Origin of the sequence: Parvibium lacunae (genome assembly GCF_003335215.1) — a bacterium.
Lineage (GTDB): Bacteria > Pseudomonadota > Gammaproteobacteria > Burkholderiales > Burkholderiaceae_D > Parvibium > Parvibium lacunae.
This window is the reverse complement of the sequence record NZ_QPGB01000001.1, coordinates 620,164-639,978: the sequence shown is the minus strand read 5'-3', so window position 1 is coordinate 639,978 and position 19,815 is coordinate 620,164. Positions and strand designations below refer to the sequence as shown.

The 19,815-nt window shown below is 48.1% G+C and carries 19 protein-coding genes; 7 read left to right on the top strand and 12 right to left on the bottom strand.

Going from position 1 to position 19,815, the window contains the following annotated elements; all coding sequences use genetic code 11:
• Window positions 1-41 precede the first annotated feature (41 nt).
• The 3 genes from ispD to DU000_RS02995 are packed head-to-tail and all read left to right on the top strand — an operon-like array spanning window position 42 to window position 1,785.
• Entirely contained in the window at window positions 42-806 is a 765-nt protein-coding gene (gene ispD, locus DU000_RS03005) for a 2-C-methyl-D-erythritol 4-phosphate cytidylyltransferase (RefSeq protein WP_114401838.1), read from the top strand.
• Window positions 803-1,315 carry a 2-C-methyl-D-erythritol 2,4-cyclodiphosphate synthase gene (gene ispF, locus DU000_RS03000; protein WP_240001770.1) on the top strand — a complete coding sequence of 171 codons (513 nt, stop codon included), beginning with the start codon at window positions 803-805 and terminating at the stop codon, window positions 1,313-1,315. The genes ispD and ispF overlap by 4 nt, the downstream gene beginning before the upstream one ends.
• Window positions 1,316-1,323: 8 nt before the next feature.
• A complete protein-coding gene (locus tag DU000_RS02995) occupies window positions 1,324-1,785 on the top strand; it encodes a GDP-mannose mannosyl hydrolase (RefSeq protein ID WP_240001769.1) in 462 nt (153 codons plus the stop codon).
• 16 nt (window positions 1,786-1,801) lie between these two features.
• On the opposite strand, the gene DU000_RS02990 is transcribed toward DU000_RS02995, so the two are convergent.
• From DU000_RS02990 to DU000_RS02965, 6 genes are all read right to left on the bottom strand, one after another.
• The gene (locus DU000_RS02990; protein ID WP_114401836.1) at window positions 1,802-2,833 is read right to left on the bottom strand and encodes an AAA family ATPase; all 1,032 of its coding nucleotides are present in this window, start codon (window positions 2,831-2,833) and stop codon (window positions 1,802-1,804) included.
• The gene (gene pnuC, locus DU000_RS02985) at window positions 2,812-3,378 is read right to left on the bottom strand and encodes a nicotinamide riboside transporter PnuC (RefSeq protein ID WP_158529613.1); all 567 of its coding nucleotides are present in this window, start codon (window positions 3,376-3,378) and stop codon (window positions 2,812-2,814) included. The genes DU000_RS02990 and pnuC overlap by 22 nt, the downstream gene beginning before the upstream one ends.
• A 26-nt stretch (window positions 3,379-3,404) precedes the next feature.
• Entirely contained in the window at window positions 3,405-5,507 is a 2,103-nt protein-coding gene (locus DU000_RS02980) for a TonB-dependent siderophore receptor (protein WP_114401834.1), read from the bottom strand.
• Between the two features lie 59 nt (window positions 5,508-5,566).
• Entirely contained in the window at window positions 5,567-7,006 is a 1,440-nt protein-coding gene (locus DU000_RS02975) for a nicotinate phosphoribosyltransferase (protein WP_114401833.1), read from the bottom strand.
• A gap of 72 nt (window positions 7,007-7,078) precedes the next feature.
• Window positions 7,079-8,182 carry a bifunctional nicotinamide-nucleotide adenylyltransferase/Nudix hydroxylase gene (locus tag DU000_RS02970; protein ID WP_114401832.1) on the bottom strand — a complete coding sequence of 368 codons (1,104 nt, stop codon included), beginning with the start codon at window positions 8,180-8,182 and terminating at the stop codon, window positions 7,079-7,081.
• Between the two features lie 175 nt (window positions 8,183-8,357).
• Window positions 8,358-9,920, bottom strand: a complete 1,563-nt coding sequence (locus DU000_RS02965) for a DEAD/DEAH box helicase (protein WP_114401831.1) — start codon at window positions 9,918-9,920, stop codon at window positions 8,358-8,360.
• A 518-nt stretch (window positions 9,921-10,438) separates the two neighbouring features.
• On the opposite strand from DU000_RS02965, the gene DU000_RS02960 reads away from it, so the two are divergent.
• Window positions 10,439-11,332: a DMT family transporter gene (locus DU000_RS02960; protein WP_114401830.1), complete on the top strand. Its 894-nt coding sequence runs from the start codon at window positions 10,439-10,441 to the stop codon at window positions 11,330-11,332.
• 126 nt (window positions 11,333-11,458) lie between these two features.
• Here the strand turns inward: DU000_RS02960 and DU000_RS02955 are convergent, their stop codons facing one another.
• From DU000_RS02955 to DU000_RS02945, 3 genes are all read right to left on the bottom strand, one after another.
• The gene (locus DU000_RS02955; protein WP_158529612.1) at window positions 11,459-11,920 is read right to left on the bottom strand and encodes a tetratricopeptide repeat protein; all 462 of its coding nucleotides are present in this window, start codon (window positions 11,918-11,920) and stop codon (window positions 11,459-11,461) included.
• Window positions 11,921-12,026: 106 nt separating this feature from the next.
• Window positions 12,027-12,719: an anti-sigma factor gene (locus tag DU000_RS02950; RefSeq protein ID WP_114401828.1), complete on the bottom strand. Its 693-nt coding sequence runs from the start codon at window positions 12,717-12,719 to the stop codon at window positions 12,027-12,029.
• Entirely contained in the window at window positions 12,716-13,315 is a 600-nt protein-coding gene (locus DU000_RS02945; protein ID WP_114401827.1) for a sigma-70 family RNA polymerase sigma factor, read from the bottom strand. The genes DU000_RS02950 and DU000_RS02945 overlap by 4 nt, the downstream gene beginning before the upstream one ends.
• An 89-nt stretch (window positions 13,316-13,404) precedes the next feature.
• Here DU000_RS02945 and DU000_RS02940 point away from each other — a divergent pair, with 89 nt between their 5' ends.
• The 3 genes from DU000_RS02940 (at window position 13,405) to ahpF (ending at window position 16,076) form a co-directional block, all read left to right on the top strand.
• On the top strand, window positions 13,405-13,620 hold the full coding sequence (locus DU000_RS02940; RefSeq protein ID WP_114401826.1) for a DUF2788 domain-containing protein: 216 nt from the start codon (window positions 13,405-13,407) through the stop codon (window positions 13,618-13,620).
• 142 nt (window positions 13,621-13,762) lie between these two features.
• Window positions 13,763-14,326 (top strand): alkyl hydroperoxide reductase subunit C, encoded by a 564-nt coding sequence (gene ahpC, locus DU000_RS02935; protein ID WP_114401825.1) that lies wholly within the window; start codon window positions 13,763-13,765, stop codon window positions 14,324-14,326.
• A 163-nt stretch (window positions 14,327-14,489) separates the two neighbouring features.
• Window positions 14,490-16,076 (top strand): alkyl hydroperoxide reductase subunit F, encoded by a 1,587-nt coding sequence (ahpF, locus tag DU000_RS02930; protein ID WP_114402089.1) that lies wholly within the window; start codon window positions 14,490-14,492, stop codon window positions 16,074-16,076.
• Between the two features lie 76 nt (window positions 16,077-16,152).
• Here the strand turns inward: ahpF and DU000_RS02925 are convergent, their stop codons facing one another.
• Genes DU000_RS02925 through ompR form a run of 3 tightly spaced genes read right to left on the bottom strand, consistent with a single transcriptional unit; the run spans window position 16,153 to window position 19,711 of the window.
• Entirely contained in the window at window positions 16,153-17,427 is a 1,275-nt protein-coding gene (locus DU000_RS02925) for an MFS transporter (protein WP_114401824.1), read from the bottom strand.
• 2 nt (window positions 17,428-17,429) lie between these two features.
• Entirely contained in the window at window positions 17,430-18,932 is a 1,503-nt protein-coding gene (locus tag DU000_RS02920) for an ATP-binding protein (RefSeq protein WP_114401823.1), read from the bottom strand.
• Window positions 18,929-19,711, bottom strand: a complete 783-nt coding sequence (gene ompR / locus DU000_RS02915) for an osmolarity response regulator transcription factor OmpR (protein WP_114401822.1) — start codon at window positions 19,709-19,711, stop codon at window positions 18,929-18,931. The genes DU000_RS02920 and ompR overlap by 4 nt, the downstream gene beginning before the upstream one ends.
• Window positions 19,712-19,815: the final 104 nt, after the last annotated feature.

The following is a 19,815-nucleotide window of genomic DNA, read 5'->3' as shown; positions in this document are numbered from 1 at the left end:
TTTGCTTCATGAAAATGCGATAACAATGCGATAATTTAAAAATGAATCCAACTCCCACACCACCGCGCTATTTTGTCATCATCCCCGCCGCTGGCGTGGGTAGCCGCTTTAGTGCAGGAAAACTACCTGCCGGGGTAGATGCAACCTTGCCTAAACAGTATCAGCGGGTACGGGGACAGATCATGTTGGATTGGGCGATTCATGCCTTTTTAGAGGTGCCGGATATTGCGGCAGTCTATGTCGTGCTGGCCCCTAGTGATGACTACTTCAACCAATATTCAACGTTTGCGGGCGCAGGACATCCCTTGGTGAAAGTCTTGCGACAAGGTGGGGTTAGCCGTCATCAATCTGTTCTAAATGGCCTGCAAGCGCTTGCCGATATGCAAGAGCAAGATTGGGTGCTGGTGCATGATGCAGCGCGCCCTGGTTTGACCAGTGCCTTGGTCAGACGTTTAATTGCCTCACTCAAAGAGGATGCCGTGGGCGGTCTGCTGGCTTTGCCCGTTGCCGATACCCTTAAGCGTGCGGAAGATGGCCGTGCAGTACAAACGGTACCCCGTGAGGGCTTTTGGCAAGCCCAAACCCCGCAAATGTTCCGCTACGCAGCCTTGCGTTATGCCTTACAAAAAATGTGGCAAGAGGGCCGGGAAATTACCGATGAAGCCAGTGCGATAGAGATGATGGGACAAACGCCCAAACTGGTGATTGGTAGCCCTCGTAATTTCAAAGTAACTTTCTCGGCGGATTTAGTGGTACTCGATGCCTTACTCACAGACAATCTTGCTCTGAACGGGGAAAATTCATGACTCAAGTGATGCAACCTGCAACGCTCCCTTATCGAATTGGCCAGGGTATGGATGTCCATGCGCTGGTCCCTGATCGCCCCTTGATTTTAGGTGGAGTCACTATTCCTTATGAGCGCGGTTTGCAAGGTCATTCAGATGCAGATGCCTTACTCCATGCCATCACCGATGCTTTGTTTGGCGCAGCGGGCCTGGGTGATATTGGCCGGCACTTTCCGGATACGGCGGCAGAATACAAGGGCGCAGACAGCAGAGCGTTGTTACGTGCCTGCGTAGCTAAAGTACGTGCAGCCGGTTTTGAGATTGGCAACATTGATAGCACCATCATCGCCCAGGCACCGAAAATGGCGCCGCATATTGCGCAGATGCAAGCTAATATTGCCGCCGATTGTGGCATTACTATGGAACAAGTTAATGTGAAGGCCAAAACATTTGAAAAACTCGGCACGCTGGGGCGCGGTGAAGGCATTGCCACCGAGGCCATTGCATTACTATTTCGCGTAGCGGGATGAGTGACTCAGTGGCACCCCGTTTGCCAGCTGCTACTTGGGCCGCGGTTGTGCAGCATGCTCCGTTAGTTTCAATTGACCTTATCCTTGAAGATACCCAAGGTCGTATTTTGCTTGGTATGCGCAATAATCGTCCCGCACAAGGTTATTGGTTTGTACCGGGTGGTGCGATTCATAAAGGTGAAACGCTGGATGTGGCTTTTGGTCGAATTGCTGAGCAAGAGCTTGGTTTAACACTTTGCCGCCGCGATGCTGAATTTATCGGTGTGCAGGAACATCACTACGCAGATTGCTTCCTAGGCGAGCAATTTGGTACCCACTATGTGGTGTTGCCGTACAAAATCTGTCTCAGTGATACTAGCGGTTTAACAATGGATAACCAACATCGAGAGTGGGTGTGGATGCCAGTGGCGGAATTGCTGGCGCATCCGCAAGTACATGAGAATGTGAAGGCGTATTTTGTATTGGTTTGAGATTAATGTGAGACGATTATTGAGTAATTATTTTCTTTATCTTCGATAGTCTAGAGCTTAAAGATCCACTGCTGATATAAAACTGAATTTTTTGAGATTTTAAATAGTTTTTCAGCCATTCATGCTGGACTCCCTGAAAGGTTTCATTTCGTCTTGTTCCATCCTGTTTAAAACCGAAGTCTGGCTCACACAGAAACACAAAATCGTAACGTTTTTCTTGTGCTAATTGCAACAATTCCCAAGACACAAGACTAAAATCATGCTGGCAATAAAAAAGGGTGCTGGCTGGACTAGTGTCACAAAATAAATATTGATTACTGCTCAGTAGCTTTTTGTTTTCGATTTCAATTTGTTTTTGCGCAATTTTAAGCATGTCCGATTGAGTTAGTTTTCCTCCATTTTCTTCCCATAGTTGCCGACCGTATTCCGGTGCCCATTCTGTTTCATATGTGTCAGCAAGGTGCTTAGCCAAGGTGGTTTTTCCGCTGGATTCAGCGCCCAGAAAAACAACCTTCTTAATTAACGAGCTATACACCTCATCGGATAAGAACTGACGGTATAAATATGGGTTACTCCTGATTCTTGTTCCCGATATATTAATTTTTGTTCTTTTCAAATCAACGCTCTCATGGGCGACATTTGACTTTTGAGCTTGTTGAAGTTGGGCGGCAAAGCCATCACCATATGGTTCACTGGTGAATACTGCATCTACTTTAATTTTAACAATATTCATTAAAAACCAAGCGATAAACTCTCGTTGCTCAAAATCAGAGGCATGATCGTTAGGGATTGTTTTAAGATCACTAACTTGATTTTGCTGACTTATGATTTTTAACGATTCATCACACAGCACATAGTGTGTATGTTGTGGAAAGCGCTGATTGAGCCATTTCTGGCGCTTAGTTGTTTCATAGCCTTGAAAACCTGGTTTTGTATAGCTTAGGATAATAACCTTATCGCAAAGGTGTGCAGCCTTATTTATTAAATACTCGTGTCCAAAATGCAGTGGGCAAAACTTACCAACAACTAAACCGCAGCGATATTGCATGTCACTTTATTCCGATAAATATTCTGCCAATTTCGTATGCCGAAAATTGCATTAATCAAATAAAAAACGTAAAGACCACTTGTCAAATATAGATCCTTGCTCATGTAAAGCGGTATGGCAATCAAATTGATGGCTATCCAACAGAACCAGGCTTGCAGGTATTTTTTTACCATCAGTATCTGTGCCAAAACACTGAACATCAGAATAAAAGAATCTGCGTAAGGGGCATACGCATCAGTAAATTGATGAAGTAGGTATCCATGAATGATGGATAGCAGCGTTGAGATCGCAATCAAAATTGAAAAAACTCTTGCTCTCATGACAAGAATATCTGTATAGATTTTTTGTCGCTGCCAGAAAATCCAGCCAATAACACTACTTCCGATAAAAAATATTTGGAGCACAATATCCGCATAGAGTTTGCTTTGATAAAACAAAAAACAAAAAACAATACTGCCTAATATGCCAGTCCACCAAGTATGTATTTTATTTTTCGCTGCCAAGAAAATGGATAGGCTCGTTGTCAGATTTGCAAAGAATTCCAAGTAATTCATTGTCAGATTAACGTTCTTCAAAGAGTAAATTTGAAGGTAAGCCAAGTAGAGCGACGCTCACCAGGGAATAATAAATCAGCGCTGTATGCTTCACTGACGTCACGCCAGTAGTATTTATTAAATAGATTTCGTATACCCAGGGCGATAGCCACCTCTCTCCCTCTGATATCAGTTTGATAGTTTAGTGCCAAATTAAATAAGCTATATCCTGGGACTGTTACGGTACCGTCACGTCTTGCGTTGCGCTCTCCCCGGTAAAGCCATTCAAGCTTCGCTTCTAGTGGTGTATTTTCTGTTAACCGATGGCTAACAGAAAAATTACTACTGAATTTCGGTATGTTAGGAAGTTGAATGCCATTATCTTGTGCACTATTATTTGCGCGGGCACGAATAAAGGCCAGAGACCCACTGACTGTGGTGGTTTTTTGAATGCGATAGGCCCCGTTCGCTTCTAGTCCTCGATGTATTTCTTGACCGCTCTGGATATAGTTGCCCAAGCCCGCCCATGAGCTTCCATTCACTTGTGTATATTCATACGGACGTTGCATCTCAAAAATTGCAGTAGACCATTTGAAATTCTCGGTTTTAAATTTCCAGCCAACTTCATTTTGCTGTGTGAGGCGTGGGGGCAAGAGTGCGTTTGAATTTTCTGCAACTAGCGGCGCTTGACTTCCAAATTCCATACCACGCGCATGCGATACATAAATCTGATTGGCTTTATCAAAATGCCAGGACAAAGCGAGAGCAGGTAAAGCTTTCTGGATACTCAGATTCGCTGTCTGTGAAATTCTTGCTAAGCGGACCGCAAGCGTAGCATCTATATTTTGATAAGTTATTTTGTCACTCAAAGCCAGGTTAGTCTGAACTGATTTTGTCACCGGCAAATCTTGCCCTGCACTTGATGGCTCAATCAAGCGATTATCGTAGTTGTAAATGTTATTTGAGAGGGCGTTATTGCTGGTGTCGTAAATCGTATTTGAGTAATAGTCTCGTTGAGAAATAGTGCGCTTAATCTGTTCTATGCCCAGGGTGATTTTTTGTTGAGCAGGGCCAGTATTCCATGCGCCCGTAATGTTCATAAATGCGTGATCCGTTTGCCGACGCTCTTGGGCATGATATTTGTAGACAACAAAATCTCCATTAGCGCAAAAATATTGAACCGGAGATGTATTGCATCCCCAAGGCGTTGCCAAATTATCATCAATTCTGGCCAATGTACTTGAGAACCCAACTTTACTGTTTAGGAGGTCACTAATTTTGATGTCTGTAAGAGTACTAAAATGCGTACCCTCATTTACCACTGGTTTTGCCCAGCTTTGAGAGCCAATGTTTACATCTCTGACTGTTTTTAAATCCGGCGTTTGTGTGCCTCCTAATAATTGAAACCCTGGAATGACTAATTGGGAACGATGCTGATAAATAAAATCATTTTGTACCCTTAAACTTTGTATCGGTGTGATATCTACCGAGAAACCCACAAGGCTTCGCTCTCCTCCTTTACTTCTTTGCGGTGCGCCCAATTCCGATTGGGAAAAAGTTAGGCCATAGCCAATAGTTTTTGTACTATTAAGACCCCCAACATAACTACTGAATAAACGGTTGCCATAGTTATTTATTTCTGTGTATATCGATTGTTCTGGGGTGGGGCGCTTAGATACGAAATTAATCAGCCCCCCTGCCGAAACCATCCCACCATTTAGGCTGCTCACCCCTTTCAAAACTTCTACCTGATTTATGTTATCAAGAGGGAGATGAAATTCAGCAGGAATAGCGAATCCATTTAAGCGGTACGCACTGCCGCGATCTAGTGTAAAGCCACGAATGCTAAAGTTTTCGTAATATCCATATGTCGCGAAATTTTCAGCCAGGCTTGCATCCTGACTAAGAAAATCCGCTAGTCGGGAATTTTTTGATTGTGATTCGAGTACTGAATATGTACTGATTTGAAGTGGTGCGCTGAATTTCTCCGAGTCATCACCCACTATGCTTTGACTACTCTGATTAGGTTTTACACCATATACTCTTATCTCATTAAGTTGCAACTCATTTGCACTAATTTGAAAATGAAAAAAGCTGGATGAAAATAGAAAAAAAGTGCGAATGCAGGTGTGAATTTTCATGGCAACTCAGCGGAGATACTTTGTACCTCCGCAGCCCTTGTTAGTGGAAGATAGGCTAATTAGCTTGCTGCTCGGGCACGTATTGCAGCCAAATTCCACTCTTTTAAGAGTTGTCCATCTTTCCACACCTCAACTAGCACTTCCTCGTATACGGTCGAATCAACAGTTTCAATCTGTTTGTCTGACCATGCAGCTTGATCTGCCAGTTTAATAGTGCGATATTCTCCGGTCTGTTTATGGCGATATAAGCTTAGGCGACCACGTTTAGACGTTTTGCCAGGGTCTGTAATTGGATCTTTGTATACTTCAATCCATTGTTCTCCTAGTTTGACGGCTGAACATTTCATAGCAAAACGTTGCGTATCGCGATCCATTCTTTGCAGTAAAGCACCACCCATGCCAAAGGCAACGTTATCCGCCGCAAAACCGGCCCGTTCTAGGTTGGTCAATATGTCACGGATGCTCGCTTCGCATACACCGTCGCCTTGAATGATGCGAACATGGTTAAGCACTTTGTAGCCTTTGCCATTTTTAGTGGAGCCAAAGTAGCCATCTAGGCGCTGTGCTGTGGCCAGTACGATTTCTGCAGGGTCTCCAGAATCAGGGCGAATCACTAGCATTGCACCAGAGTCAATAATTTGTTGGCGGAGCTCGGTTCCCCATTTATCAATGGCGCCAAACAAATCATAGGAATCAGATACAACGGCTAACAGAGCATTGGGTTTGGCAAACAGATTGAGCATGTTACGGTAAGCGCTGAGTTCTCCTTCTCGTCCCCAGCTGGTGATAGTGGAGTGCTCCGCAGCGGGAATGGAGAAAGCAGCCATAGGTTCGTTGTAATACTGATTTGCAGCCATAACACCCAGCACGGTATCACTACCCATAAAGTTAACCAAGTGCGCCATGCCACCAATAGCAGAAGATTCTGTGCTCGAAACCCCACGTGCGCCAAAGTCGTGGAGTTTAAATGCGATCTGTCCAGCTGGGTCATCGCTGGTTTTGTCTAAATATTCGCGAATGACTTGTTTAATGTGCCAGCTTACGGTTGCTACCGTGATTGGGTACCACACGCGGAGAAGCAGTGTCTCTAAATAGGAGGCAACCCAAAATACTTTGGGATCGGTACACTCAATTGTCATCAGCACATTTTTGGTCGGTACGACAGTACCTTCTGGTACGGCTTTGATTGTGACGGGTAAAAAGCCTTGATAGCTATCAATGATATAGAGCCATGCGGCTTCATTAAATGGCTCGCCGTGGGCTAAAAAGAATAACTTGGCTTGTTCAACCATTTCACGAGTAATAGGTTGAGATAAATACTCTTTGAGAATGCTTTGCAATCCAAAAAAGACTGTTTTATCGTATTCGCCGCCACGTGATTCTATGTATGAAAACATGCCGCATGTGCCGCTGCGGTATTGCTCCCAGTGTGAGGCCTTATATGAGTCAGTGTTGAGGATGAGATTGTTTGTAAAGCTATTAAGAATGGAATTGCTCATTTGGAAACTCCTTCCAAAAGTGCCCTATTGATCGGGCGTTAGTGAAATCACAGGTCTATCCTGTGATGAAAATTAAACAGCGCCTAAGAAATAACTGCCAATATCAAAGTGATCTTCATACATTTGATCACGCATTCCAAAAAATTGTGAGAGCGGTACCCAGCGTGCTTTGTCGGCATCATCAGAGGCACGAATATCAGGTAAATCTCCCGTGGGAAACTCGAATAAAAATGCATGGGTGATCGTTCTGCCTCGACTGGAGCGATCTGGGTGGTCAAATACACGCTGCGCTTTGATCGAACCGCGTAAGACCGGTGCCGGGATTTTCAGACGCGTTTCCTCACGTAATTCACGAATACAGCAATCCAGAATACGCTCATCTTGATTCAAAAAGCCACCAGGCCATGCCCATAAGCCTTTGCCTGGCTCAGCTCGCCGCCTTACTAGCAACACATGACCTGAATGTATAACAACAGCATCAGTAGTAACAAATGTAGGCGCATAGGGCGCAGCAGACCAGGCTTGTTTGTATTGTTTGATAAATTCGTGTTCTTTAACCAGCTGAGTGTAGGCTGGCATACGTTTAAAACTGAGTAAGAAATCATAAACAGGGCGCGGGACGGCTGACTCAATTAGCATGTCGTTACCATTCTGGTTGCTATTGTTGTCTAGCCATGCATCGCGAACTTGAGTAGCGGACAATCCCCCCATGTCAGGAACATCTATTTTTTCCCATTGCGGGAACATATTTAAATAGTATGAAGAAGCGTCTTTGTCGTGCCCAATCAAACCAACACGTGCGCTCTCATTGCCGCTTTGCTCTAAAACTGCAGTATTAACTTGATCTTGTACTGAGCGAATCCATTGCTCATCGTTATACAAAACGTCGCAAACAGTTGTAAAAACTAAGGATGCCTGAAGCTCTTCGGGAAACGAGCGACGGATCATAACAATCCGTTCATCAACATTCCACGGGTTTTTGAGTGTGCGGGGCTTTTTATCGGAGCCAATCACAAAAACAATTTTGTTTGCTATTGTTAATGCTCGATCAACGACCGCTTTGTGACCATTGTGGAATGGTTCAAACCGACCAATAAAAACAAGAAAATCAAAACGTAGATTGTTATTGCTAGAGATATTGACTACAGCGTTGGCTGCATTGCCTTGCGTCTTCATGGGAATCCCCCAAAAATATTGATTGGCTTGTGTCTGTCACTCACCATAAACTTATGGTACGTCAAAATGATTTCGATAGCAAGTACTTGTATTGCTCGAATATCTGCTTGAACTTAAAAAAATGCCCTGTAGCGTTTTATAGATGCTACGGGGCATTGTCCTGATTTAAATTAGCTTACCAGTTGCTGTAACCTGCACGGCCACTGCTGCGACCGCGGCCTTGGCCGTCACTACGGCTGCGGAATGAACGTTCGCTGCGTTCACCTTGACCCCCATTGGGGTTGCTGAAGCGGCGGGGTTCGCCTTGACGGGCGCCTTGAGCGGGACCGCCTTCACGCTTTTGAAATGGCGTACCTTCGGTGCGAGCAGGGCGATCACCACGGGCGTTGAACTGCGGTTTGTCGCCAAAGTTTCTGTCGCCGAATGGCTTGTCACCGAAACGTTGTTCAGTGGGCTTACGATCACCAAATTTACGCTCGCCAAAGCTGCGCTCGGCGGGTTTACGGTCGCCAAACTTGCGATCTCCAAATTTACGCTCACCAAATTTTCGGTCGTTGGGGCGTCCGTTTCCTTTGAATTCCTTTTCTGGCCGTTCGACATATTTAGACTCTAATCCTGCAACGGTCTGAACCGGAATTTTGTGTGTGGTAAAGCGTTCGATTTGTTTTAATTTAAAGCGCTCTTGAGGTGAAACAAGCGTAATAGCGATCCCATTTTTCCCCGCACGTCCTGTACGACCGATACGGTGGACATAATCTTCTGCTTGCATTGGCAGATCAAAATTAATCACATGAGTGATGCTTGGTACATCAATGCCGCGTGCGGCAACATCGGTGGCGACGAGAACACGGATTTGCCCGCGACGTAGTTTGTTCAGGGTGCGGGTACGCGCGTTTTGCTGCATGTCGCCATGTAGTGCTGCACTGGCGTGGCCTTGTTCATCCAAAATGCGAGATAAGCGATCTGCTTCACGCTTGGTACCAGTAAAGACAATCGCCTGATCAACCGTTACATCTCGTAGCCAATGGTCTAGCAAGGCTTCTTTGTGGTTGAGGTTGTCAACATAGTGCATGTGTTGGGCGATATTCGTATGCTGATCTCGCTGGGTTGCGATTTCGAGCTTTTGTGGATTACGCAGAATGCGTTGAATCATGCCTGCGATTGCTCCGTCAAAGGTTGCGGAGAACAGCATGGTTTGACGGTTCGCTGGTAGTGCTGCCACGACCTTTTCGATGTCTTCTTGGAAGCCCATGTCGAGCATGCGGTCTGCTTCGTCTAGCACCAATAATTCGAGCCGAGAGAAATCAACACTGCCGCGCTCCATGTGATCGAGTAGGCGACCTGGTGTGGCCACCATGACATCCACGAATTCTTTTAAGGTTTTTAATTGGGCCCCATATGGCATGCCCCCTAAAATACTGGCAACCCGTAAGCGAGGCAGCGCACCGCCATAGGTGGTGCAGGCTTTGGTTACTTGTTGTGCCAATTCACGCGTGGGTGTGAGGACCAGAACGCGGGGGCCTTTGCTTTTGATCGGGTTAGTTTCTGTCAGACGGTGAAGGGCGGGCAACATAAAGGCGGCTGTTTTACCACTTCCGGTTGCTGCAGAGACTTGCAAATCTTTCCCTGCAAGGGCGAGGGGTATCGCAGCGGCTTGAACTGAGGTGGGGTCGGTATAGCCGGCGCGTTTAACGGCATTAACGAGGGCAGGGTGTAAACCTAATGAATCAAATGACATAATGACTTTCAACAATAAACAGCCGGCGCTATAGCAGCCAGCTATATGGAAAAAGCAGAAACTAAACCTGAGAACGTATTGATAGGATCAGGACATGACCTGCAGATATCTTTTCTAAAGAGTATCCTGCAAAAGATTTCCTGTTTACCCAGCAAACAAGTAGATCGAAATAGTGATGATCTGTTTGTGCGGCAATCTGGTTAACTCTGCGCGACATCGACGCTAACCAGATAACTGCCGAAATGGAAGTTCAAAACTGCGAGCAAGAGGGCAATAGGGCCAGAGGCGATGAAATAAGCTTTTAACAACAAAGCAAAAGGATTATCCCATGAAATACTTTTTTTTACCAGCAATATCTACTGTGCGCGGGAAGCCTGCCGTAACTAAGGGATTATCAAGCTAAGTCATTTTGCCGCAAACAGCGAATAACGGTGTCATCAACTGCCAAAACGGATATTTCGCCATTTAAGTCTGTGGCACACTGATACACTCTAAAACATAATTGAATAATACTGACTATGGCATGGGCACATCTTGTCGAACTAATTTTACTGGCGGCAATTTGGGGCGCCTCTTTTCTATTTATGCGCATTGCAGTGCCGGTATTCGGGGCGGTTTGGCTGATTGAGTATCGCGTATTGTTTGCCGCAATTTTTCTTGGGCTGATTGCGCTTTGGCAGCGGAGGCCGCTATCTCTACGCGGGAATTTGGGCCATTTTCTGATTGTTGGGGCAATCAATACGGCCATTCCTTTTGTGCTTTTTGCGTATGCTGCACAGACATTGCCTGCCTCACTGCTATCAATATTTAATGCGCTTGCCCCGATTTTTGGCGCGCTTGCTGCGGCGCTCTGGTTGCGATCCCCGCTCACGTCGCAGACGATGTTAGGGCTGTCGCTAGGCTTTCTAGGGGTTGGGGTGCTGACCGCAGACTATGTTCAGCAAGCACACCTCAATTTTCACAGTAACCAAGTCTGGTATGCCTTACTCGCTGCAACGTTAGCACCATTGTGTTATGGCATTGCAACGGCTTATACCAAGTGGCGTAGTGCGCAGGTAGAGGCTTTTTCTAACGCGCATTTGAGTATGTGGGCGGCGGTATTGATTTTATTTCCCTTGGCCTATCTTAGTCCTGCGCCACAAGTTAACGCAGTATCTGCTTGGCTGCCATTGATCGCTTTAGGCGTGATCTGTACCGGTTTGGCCTATGTACTCTACTTCAGGCTGGTTGCTGCGGTTGGTCCGGTCAAGACCCTTACCGTCACTTTTTTGATTCCTGTGTTTGGCGTTTTGTGGGGGGTGTTATTTCTCCATGAATCTTTAACCTGGTGGTTACCGATTGGCGGTTTCTTTGTCTTGCTTGGGAGTGCGCTCGTCAACGGGATTGTGCCTACCCGATGGCTGCCGAAATAGTGGGCTGGGACTTGATCCAATGCGTATCACGCCACAAAAACAGGATAGGGCAGTGCATGACAGGCGCGAATACCGCTCCTGTCTGCATGCCTATCAATCCTTTGCTATCCGACTGATTAATATCACTTACTGGGGCTTATAGTTCGTGATGGCGATTTCTAAACTCTTATATTCAGGACAGCTTTTGCCACAGATCTTCTCGAGGTTAGCGAGCAACTTTTGCGCTTCTTCTGGCTGTTTATTCATTAAGAAGGCTTTGCCCATGTATTCGTGCGTTCCACGATGGTTGGGATTGAGTTCCAGAGAGCGGCGGTAGTGCTGGAAGGCTAATTCTAATTGACCCTGCCAGCGATACGTGTAACCCAGCATGTTGTGGACATCGGCATTGTTAGGCTCTGCCGCCTCCGCTTTTTTCAGCTCTTTCAGCGCTAAGGACCAGTTTTTATCAAGTGCGGCTTGTTTGCCAATTTCATAAGCCGACTGTGCGGCTGTTACTGCTGCTGGCGCTGTATCGAAGGGCGCAGCTTGTAACAAGTGACTCGTAGACAGGGCACTAACTAAACATAGCTGAATAAAAGACTGACGCATCTGCATGAAATTCCTCACTGAGTAATTGTTGAAGTCCCCCTGTGTTTGTCATTCCATACCAGTGGGTCTTCTTTATACGAATCTCAGTGTCAGATGGATGCAGGGCTTACCAAAATTTTGCGCAATCTCCGCTAAACAGGGTGTTCTCTGCGTTTGGAGCGCGTCCATCCTTAGTCAATGCCAGTTTGTTGACCTTGAAGAAGATTTTTTCTGCAGGCTCACTCAGCGTTAAGTCTGCTTTACCTGTGGGCGGGATTTGTCCTACCAGGAATGGTTTGCCATCAGCCGGAATGGCCCAGAGCGTTAATTGAGCCTCAGCCGGTAAACTGGTGATTGGTTTTAGCCATTTGATACTGAGGGTCTTGCCATGGCGCAGTGCGCTTGTGATAAGGAGTGGGGCATGGTTGGCATCATATAAAAAACCAACGTAGCTGGCTGGCAGTGTCGTTGGGCGTGGTTGTAAATTGAGCCAGCCTGGGTTCTGTATAAGGATACCCACCGTAATTAATAAACCACTCGCAAAAGTCGCAACCGGGATTAGCATTCGCCACCAATCTTTATTCGGGCTTGTGGGCTGTATGCGTTGATAAATCTTGTCCCATACTTGTTTATTTGGCGCCACGGGCGGGATGCTGTTGCTCAACATCTGGATTCGATTCTCCCAGCCTTGAACACTGATGCGGGCGGCATGTGATTCGTTTAAAAGCGTTTCAAAACGTCGGCGAGCACCGCCACTAAGCGTACCCAGCACATATTCAGCGGCCAATTTATCGAGTAGGGCAGGGTGCTGATAATTCATTCTTGACCTTCCGCTGCTGGCTGCGATTGAGGTTGACTGAGACTATTTAAGCAATGTTTCATCCGCTCTAAACCTCGGCGGACCCATGTTTTGATCGTGCCGAGAGGGGTTGTCATGTGCGCGGCTAACTCCGCATGAGACAAGCCATGATAGTAGGCGAGTGCCAGTGCCTGTCGCTGCGCGGGGTTTAGTGTTTGCATGCAGTTTGCAATTCGCATCGTGTGACATGCGCGGTCAAACAGTCCCAACGGGTCTTGCGCTTCATCTGCTATGTCAAAGTGTGTCTCGCTATCCTCTAAGGTGAGTTCTTGGTGTTTGCGCTGTCGTAACACATCCAATGCCTTATTGCGGGCAATGGTGGTCATCCAGGTCATTGGCGCTGCCAGGCTTGCGCGATACTCTCCTGCATGCGTCCAAATACTGACGAACGCCTCCTGCAAGACTTCCTCGGCGCGAGCCCGTTGCGGCAATATACGTAGAATCACGCCAAGTAGTTGCGGTGAAGCGAGTTGATAGGTGGCCGCAAAGGCTTGGTGGTCTCCTAGCGCACTGCGCGCCAGGAGTTTTTCAAGGAGTAATGGATCGATAGTAGCCATGTATAGCGCTTAGTTTCTTGCTTTTTCATGAAGGTGACCAGCAATATCAGGCAAAATCATACCCGTTCATCTTCATTCAAGGAATAACCATGTTCGGTATTTCAGAAGAGCAAATGACACAATTGGGTGTTACGGTAGGGGTCGGCGGTTTAATCGCCTATATGTGCTTCATTATTTTCAAATTGGCCAAAGAGTCCAACGCCGGTAAAACCGGGACGTTTGTCCTGTTTCTGGTGCTTTCCTTCGGGATGTTGGGTTTTGTAGCTAAAGGTGTTATTGCTAAAATATTGGGCATTGACGGCTAGTTGACCGCCCTGTTATAGTAATTAACAATCAACTTAATTTAATCAATCAATTTTACGTATCATTGAAACCGCTTTACTATACGTTCAACGTTAGCAGTGATTTAAAACGTTCTTCTCTTCTTCAACCAACAGGAGCATTTGTATGTCACTAATCAATACCCAAGTTCAGCCCTTCAAAGCGCAAGCTTTCCACAACGGTAAGTTTGTTGAGGTGACCGAGCAGAGCCTCAAAGGCAAGTGGTCTGTTTTAATTTTCATGCCCGCCGCTTTTACCTTCAACTGCCCAACCGAAATTGAAGATGCGGCAGAAAACTATGCCGAGTTCCAAAAAGCCGGTGCGGAAGTGTATATCGTGACAACCGATACTCACTTCTCCCACAAAGTGTGGCATGAAACTTCCCCAGCCGTGGGCAAAGCCAAGTTCCCATTGGTGGGTGACCCTACGCATGCACTGACCCGTGCTTTTGGCGTACACATCGAAGAAGAAGGCTTGGCACTGCGCGGTACGTTTGTGATCAATCCTGATCTGGTCATCAAAACTGCTGAAGTGCATGACAACGCGATTGCTCGCGACGTGAAAGAGACCGTACGTAAACTCAAAGCAGCGCAATATGTGGCTAACAACCCTGGCCAAGTATGTCCTGCGAAGTGGAACGAAGGCGCTAAAACTCTGACGCCTTCATTGGACTTGGTTGGCAAGATCTAAGCTTCAGTCAGCCTAGAAGCCCCGCTGTTTGGGGCTTCGCTGTGAGGGTCTAGTGGCTGTTCGCGTGGTTACTGGGTCTTGGCACCGAAGCCTCTGAAATGAAACGATTGAAAACGACTAACGAGGCGTCGGGGTTGCCCGCGCCTGTATGAAAGGAACCATCATGCTGGATGCAGACCTCAAACAACAACTCGGCGCCTATTTGCAACGTGTTTCGCAGCCCTTTGAGCTGGTTGCGCATTTGGATGATTCTAGCCAAGCCCAAGAAATGCATGGCTTGTTGCAAGACATTGTCGCCCTCAATGAAAAAATTACTTTGCGCGTCGCGGATGCTGCTCAGGATGCATCGGATGCGAGCATCCGTCGCCCTTCCTTTAATCTGCAACGCACCGATCAGCCCTTCAGCCTCAATTTTTCGGCCATTCCCCTAGGGCATGAGTTCACATCACTGGTCTTGGCTTTGCTTTGGACCGGTGGCCATCCGCCCAAAGTCGAACCGGCGGTGGTTGAGCAAATTCGTGCGCTGGGCGGTGACTATCACTTTGAAGTGTATATGTCCTTGAGTTGCCATAATTGTCCCGATGTCGTGCAAGCTCTGTCTTTGATGGCGATTTTGAATCCACGCATCAAAACGACGGTGATTGATGGTGGCCTGTTCCAAGCCGAAGTGACTGCCCGCGAAATTATGGCGGTGCCCAGTGTTTACCTGAATGGGCAACACTTCCATGCTGGCCGTATTACGGTTGAAGAACTTGTGGCGAAATTAGACACTGGCTCCGCCGCCCGTGAGGCCGCGCAATTATCAGCGCGTGACGCCTACGACGTGCTCATCGTAGGTGGTGGCCCTGCTGGAGCCGCAGCGGCCGTGTATGCCGCCCGTAAAGGCATTCGGACTGGCATTGCGGCTGAGCGCTTTGGTGGTCAGGTCAACGATACCTTGGCCATTGAAAACTTCGTTTCGGTGATGGAAACGGACGGCCCGAAATTCGCTGCCGCCTTGGAAGCCCATGTCAAGGCATACGACGTCGAGATTATGAATCGCCAGCGCGCAGCCCGGCTCATTCCTGCGAGCGAACCGGGCGGGTTGGTCACCATTGAATTTGAAAATGGCGGCACCTTAAAAAGCCGGAGTGTGATTTTATCGACCGGGGCACGCTGGCGGAATGTGAACGTACCTGGCGAAGCCGAGTACAAAAACAAGGGCGTGGCTTACTGCCCGCACTGTGATGGTCCCTTGTTTAAGGGCAAGCGGGTCGCCGTAATTGGGGGCGGTAACTCCGGCGTAGAAGCGGCGATTGATTTGGCGGGCATCGTGCAGCATGTGACCTTGCTGGAGTTCGGTGAACAATTGCGTGCGGATGCGGTGTTGGTCAAGAAACTGCAAAGCTTGCCGAATGTCACCATCCACACCATGGCGCAAACCACCGAACTCACGGGTGATGGGAATAAACTGAATGGCATTACCTGGCTGGATCGACGCAATAATGAAAGCCAGCACGCTAACCTCGAAGGCGTATTTGTGCAGATTGGCTTGGTTCCCAACACCGAGTGGGTCAAGGGGACGCTGGAATTATCCAAACACGGGGAGATTGTGGTGGATGCCAAAGGGCAAACCAGCGTCGCGGGCGTCTTTGCGGCGGGGGATGTGACGACCGTACCCTATAAGCAAATCATTATTGCAACGGGAGACGGCGCCAAGGCTGCTCTGTCCGCCTTTGATTATCTAATCCGCACGCCTTCGGCACACTAGGCTAGCAATGACAATCGCTGAAGGGATAGTCCTTTTACCCTTCAGCGACCAGTAAGAGCGCATCCGTAATCGGTGTTTAGTGTTGCTGTTGGCAGTGGGTCTCACGGATACGCCAGCTGATCACAGCGGCCAATAGCGCAAAACACAATAGGCAGGTAAAGCCTGTTGCATAGTGTTCGGGCTGATATTGCCTGACGCCACCGATCACCGATCCGTCCCACGCCCGATCCATCAAGCAGCCAATTAAAGGCAGCAACAAGGCACCACCGGTAAAGCCGCCCATATTGGTCACCGCCGTGGAAATACCCGAATAAGCCGGGTCATTGACTTCTTTAGCGCACGGCCATGTTAGAACAAAGGTCGCTGTAAGCAGACCGAACAGCGGCGCGCAAAGATAAAAATAGCTTACGCTCGGTAGCCAGTCATTCCAAATAGCGAGCCAGCAACAGGCATACAAATGGCTACCGACGATTAAAAAAGGTTTACGGCGCTGATAGCGATCTGAGAGTGTGCCAATTAGCCACGTGCCAATCGCAAATCCGCCGAAGTAGAGTGATAACAGTTGGCTGCTGTCGCCTGCTGTCAAACCATGCACTTGTTGCAGCCAGGGGCCAGCCCACAAGCCGCCAAAGGCAAAGAAGCTGCCAGAAATACCTAAATTAATCAGGACAGCAGGCCATGTTTCGCGATTTTGAATCACATTCGCCAGCGCGCGAATCATTGTTTTTCTTACGGCTTGTTGTGGTTGGTTCGAGCCAGTACGCGCTGTGTTAGCGGGCAGAATAATTGGGGGCTGTTTGAGCAGTCGCCAACATAAGCCGGCGAGTAGAAGGCTAAGCAGAGCAAGTCCAGCGAAAACCAGGCGCCAACCGATTTGCTGTGTTAGCCAAGCGAGTGGGGTGCCGGCAAAAACAGACCCCAGATTGCCGAGCAACATACAGAGCCCGACCATGCTGCTAAAGCGTCCAGCCGGATAGCTTTGTGCCAGGATTTTCAGCATTGCAATAAACGTCACCGAAACGCCCAGCCCAATTAGGGTGCGTCCGATCACGGCGTACTCCAATGAAATCGCCAAGGCAAAGATCAGACTGCCAATACTGGCGACAATGCCACCCGCTGTGAGGACCACTCTTGACCCTAAAGCGTCAACTAGCACGCCCGTGGGAATTTGCATTACGGTATAGACATAGAAGTAACTCGATGCCAGGATGCCTAGTGCAGTCGCGCTGCTATTGAGGCTCACCGCGAGTGTCTGGGCAAGGGCTGCCGGTGCAAAGCGATGAAAAAAAGACAGCATGTAACAACCGATGACAACAGGAAGAATCAGGCCCAAGGCATTTTTTCGCGTCATGCTCACGCCTGCTGATCTGGTTGTGACGTGTTGGCAGGCAACCGCATTGGGCTGCTATTAGGTGTTCTCTTTTTGGCTTGAAGCGGAAAATGCAGTTCAAAGGCCAGCCCGGATGGCGCCGCATTGCGAATGATCAACTGCCCCTGATGGCGGCGCACTATCCTGTCGACTATCGCGAGGCCAAGGCCGGTTCCTTTTGTGTCGGTACGGGCGCTGTTAAGACGCCGAAAGGGTTGGGTGAGTATGGGTAAGGCGGATTCAGGAACGCCAGGGCCATAATCGCGCATGGTCAGGATAACGGTCTGCCCCTGTTGCACCAAGCTGATATCAAGACGAACAGGAATAGCGGCAGTGGGCTGGTCTAATGAACTTGATAGGTGGCCATAATGGAGGGCATTTTCGATTAAATTAATCAGCACTCGCTGTAACTCTTGCGGGTTGCCTCGAATCGGTGGCACTGAATCAAGCGCTGTATGTAGGCTGAGTGACGTTTGGTCGATCTGTTGGCGTTGCAGATAGGGTTTTAGGGTCTCTTCGATTAAGGTGGCTAGTTCAATATCTGTTTTTAGTAAATCGGTATGTTGTAGCCGTGCGAAATCGGTGAATTGCCGCACAATACCTTCCATCTGATCCAAGTCACCAACCATGCCATCCCGACTGGACTGATCAAGTGGCGCCATTTCTAATTCCAGCCGTAAGCGTGTGAGTGGGGTGCGTAAATCATGAGAAATCCCGGCAAGCATCAATGCTCGGTCTTCTTCACTTTGACGTAAGTCTTGGAGCATGTGGTTAAAGGCGCTGGTGAGTAAGCGAATTTCCATCGGGCCGCGCACAGGGAGGGCCTCAGGCAGTTGGCGATTGGCTACCTGCTTGGCGGTTTTAGTTAACTGTGCCAGAGGGCGATTTAAAAACCGTCCGATAATCAGCGCACCAACGACAGAAAGCAAGATGGCAATTAAGCCCCAGCTCAGCCATTCCAACGCAGGAATGCGGTTGACTTTCTCGGCTGGAAAATAGACCCAGTACCAATCATCTTCGATCGAAAAGCTCACCCAAAAACCGGGTTGATCATTAACCCGACCAACGATGCGCGTTTCTGTACCCAATTCAAGCTGGATAAAGCCCCGCACCATCTGAATTAATTTACGATCGGGGAGGGGCGTAGTCACATCATTGGGTTCCAGCGGTAATACCCGTATGCCTTCATTAAAAGCCAACTCGCTTAATAAGTTTTGTCGCTCACGCGGGTCAGCATAAATCAGGGCGGTACGGGTGAGGTTAACGACGCTAACGAGTTGCTCGGCAAATTGCTGGGCGCGGGGGCCGCGCTCAAACCAGACAAAAAAACGATACCAACCAAACAGACTCAGTCCGAGTAGCAGGGCAATCAGTAAAAAGGTCCGCCAGAACAGCGTTAATCTGATCTTTCGCCAACGCGAAATCGGGTTAACCCTTTTGACTTGTTTTAAGCGGGTCAACCAGTCAGTAACAGACTTGGGGTTCATGAATCAATCGGCTGGCGTCCAGAAACGCTCGTCTGCACAGTCTCTGTAGGGCTAGTGACATCATCGGGCACGAACACGTAACCCAATCCCCATACGGTTTGAATATAGCGAGGTTTGGTTGGGTCTGGCTCCAGTAATTTGCGCAGTCGGGAGATCTGGACATCTAAGCTGCGATCAAAAACTTCGTACTCCCGTCCTCGCGCCAATTCCATCAGTTTTTCGCGTGATAGTGGCGTCCGTGGGTGTCGTGCGAAGACTTTTAACACTGAAAATTCACCCGTAGTGAGCGGAATATCCTCCCCATTCTTGCTCAGTTGGCGTGTCGCCAAGTCTAAAACAAAATCGCCAAAGTGAATAATTTCTTGGCTTTGGGATGGCGCTCCTGGCACTTCAGTTGGCGCTTTACGACGCAACACTGCATGAATTCGGGCCAGTAACTCACGCGGGTTAAAGGGCTTGGCCAGGTAGTCGTCGGCGCCAATTTCTAGCCCAGTTATGCGATCCGCTTCTTCGGCTCGCGCTGTCAGCATAATAATCGGGGTTTGATCATCAGCAGCACGCAAGCGGCGGCAGATTGATAAGCCATCCTCGCCCGGTAACATTAAATCCAAGACCAGCAAGTCAAACCTTTCTCTGATCCAGAGCTTATTCATTGCGATGGCGTTTTCGGCCACATAAACATTGAAATTCTGCTCGCTGAGATAACGCCGTAATAAGTCACGCAGACGCTGGTCATCATCAACAACCAAGATACGGGGAGTGGTTTTGGTTTTATCCATCGAAGTTATCCTCTCTGTTCGATACTGGGTGGGCGTTGATCTTGTTGTGACCATAACCCAAGCTGCCCCCCCTGTAACAAGCCAAGAAACGGCTTGTTACAAAA

Coding starts and splice junctions, on each gene's coding strand:
- ispD (WP_114401838.1), top strand. CDS start 42: ATGAATCCAACTCCCACACCACCGCGCTATTTTGTCATCATCCCCGCC.
- ispF (WP_240001770.1), top strand. CDS start 803: ATGACTCAAGTGATGCAACCTGCAACGCTCCCTTATCGAATTGGCCAG.
- DU000_RS02990 (WP_114401836.1), bottom strand. CDS start 2,833: ATGCAATATCGCTGCGGTTTAGTTGTTGGTAAGTTTTGCCCACTGCAT.
- DU000_RS02980 (WP_114401834.1), bottom strand. CDS start 5,507: ATGAAAATTCACACCTGCATTCGCACTTTTTTTCTATTTTCATCCAGC.
- DU000_RS02975 (WP_114401833.1), bottom strand. CDS start 7,006: ATGAGCAATTCCATTCTTAATAGCTTTACAAACAATCTCATCCTCAAC.
- DU000_RS02970 (WP_114401832.1), bottom strand. CDS start 8,182: ATGAAGACGCAAGGCAATGCAGCCAACGCTGTAGTCAATATCTCTAGC.
- DU000_RS02965 (WP_114401831.1), bottom strand. CDS start 9,920: ATGTCATTTGATTCATTAGGTTTACACCCTGCCCTCGTTAATGCCGTT.
- DU000_RS02960 (WP_114401830.1), top strand. CDS start 10,439: ATGGCATGGGCACATCTTGTCGAACTAATTTTACTGGCGGCAATTTGG.
- DU000_RS02955 (WP_158529612.1), bottom strand. CDS start 11,920: ATGCGTCAGTCTTTTATTCAGCTATGTTTAGTTAGTGCCCTGTCTACG.
- DU000_RS02950 (WP_114401828.1), bottom strand. CDS start 12,719: ATGAATTATCAGCACCCTGCCCTACTCGATAAATTGGCCGCTGAATAT.
- DU000_RS02945 (WP_114401827.1), bottom strand. CDS start 13,315: ATGGCTACTATCGATCCATTACTCCTTGAAAAACTCCTGGCGCGCAGT.
- DU000_RS02940 (WP_114401826.1), top strand. CDS start 13,405: ATGTTCGGTATTTCAGAAGAGCAAATGACACAATTGGGTGTTACGGTA.
- ahpC (WP_114401825.1), top strand. CDS start 13,763: ATGTCACTAATCAATACCCAAGTTCAGCCCTTCAAAGCGCAAGCTTTC.
- ahpF (WP_114402089.1), top strand. CDS start 14,490: ATGCTGGATGCAGACCTCAAACAACAACTCGGCGCCTATTTGCAACGT.
- DU000_RS02925 (WP_114401824.1), bottom strand. CDS start 17,427: ATGACGCGAAAAAATGCCTTGGGCCTGATTCTTCCTGTTGTCATCGGT.
- DU000_RS02920 (WP_114401823.1), bottom strand. CDS start 18,932: ATGAACCCCAAGTCTGTTACTGACTGGTTGACCCGCTTAAAACAAGTC.
- ompR (WP_114401822.1), bottom strand. CDS start 19,711: ATGGATAAAACCAAAACCACTCCCCGTATCTTGGTTGTTGATGATGAC.